At 79.7% G+C, this 1,019-nt stretch carries 2 protein-coding genes; one reads left to right on the top strand and one right to left on the bottom strand.

What is annotated here, in order from left to right; genetic code table 11:
- Positions 1-325 (top strand): DbpA RNA binding domain-containing protein (locus HLB09_RS17510; RefSeq protein WP_171204546.1); only part of this gene is annotated, 325 nt, incomplete at its 5' end.
- 136 nt (positions 326-461) lie between these two features.
- Here the strand turns inward: HLB09_RS17510 and HLB09_RS17505 are convergent.
- On the bottom strand, positions 462-851 hold the full coding sequence (locus HLB09_RS17505; RefSeq protein ID WP_212771336.1) for a DUF3817 domain-containing protein: 390 nt from the start codon (positions 849-851) through the stop codon (positions 462-464).
- Positions 852-1,019 lie beyond the last annotated feature (168 nt).

Here is a 1,019-nt window from a genome sequence, read left to right as displayed (position 1 = left end):
CGGCCGGGACGGGCGCGACAGCCGCGGTCCCGCGGCCCGCGGCGGCCGCTCGGGCCCCCGCAGCGGCCCGTCGGCCGGCAACGCCCGTCTCTTCGTCGGCGTCGGCCGCGCGGCCGGCGTCCGCCCCGGCGACCTCGTGGGCGCCATCGCCAACGAGTCGCCCGTGAGCGGCCGCGACATCGGCGCCATCGAGATCACCGAGCGCTTCTCGCTCGTCGAGGTGCCCGAGGGCGCCGCCGACGACGTCGTGGCGGCGCTGCGCGGCAGCACGATCAAGGGCCGCAAGGCCATGGTGCGCCGCGACCGGGACCAGCCCGGCCGCTGACCCGCTCCCCACGAGGGCCCCGTCGACGACGTCGACGGGGCCCTCGTGCGTCCCCCTCCGGTGGAGGGGGCGTCACCTTCGCGTGGTGAGGGGCCCGGGAGGTGGAGGGGGCGTCACCTTCGCGCGGTGAAGGGCGTCAGGCGCCGCGGACGGCGTGCGTCCGCCCGCCGCCCGCGGGGGCGCCGGGGCGGTCGTCGAGGAGGCCGCGGCGCTGCGCGAGCACCTCGAAGACGACCGTCCCGAAGGGCGGGACCGCCGCGCCCAGCGCGAGGACGCCGACGCGCCAGCTCCACCGCTGCACGCCCCACGTCAGGAGCGCGACGGCGCCGTAGAGGAGGAAGGCGCCGCCGTGGAGGGCGCCGAAGACCTCGATGCCGTGGCGGCTGCCGTCGAGCAGGTAGTGCCAGCCCATGGAGGCGAGGAGCCCGGCCCACGTCAGCGCCTCGACCACCGCCAGCACGCGGAAGGCCGTGCGGATGCGGGCGCGGGCGGCGGGCGACGACGGGGGCGCGGGGATCGCGGGCACCGCCCCATCGTCCCAGCGCCGGCGGGCGACCCGGCGCGCACCCCGGCGCCGTCCCTCCGGATGGTGGCCACGGGCACGGGCCACGACGCTGGGAGGGTGACCCAGCACCCCGCCGCCGAGCAGGGCGGCCCCGCAGCAGCACCGGCCGACGGCGCCGTCCGCGGCGAG

It is taken from the genome of Pseudokineococcus marinus, assembly GCF_013004605.1.
GTDB classification, from domain to species: domain Bacteria; phylum Actinomycetota; class Actinomycetes; order Actinomycetales; family Quadrisphaeraceae; genus Pseudokineococcus; species Pseudokineococcus marinus.
The sequence above is the reverse complement of the archived record's forward strand: the minus strand, read 5'-3'. Positions and strand labels throughout refer to the sequence as shown.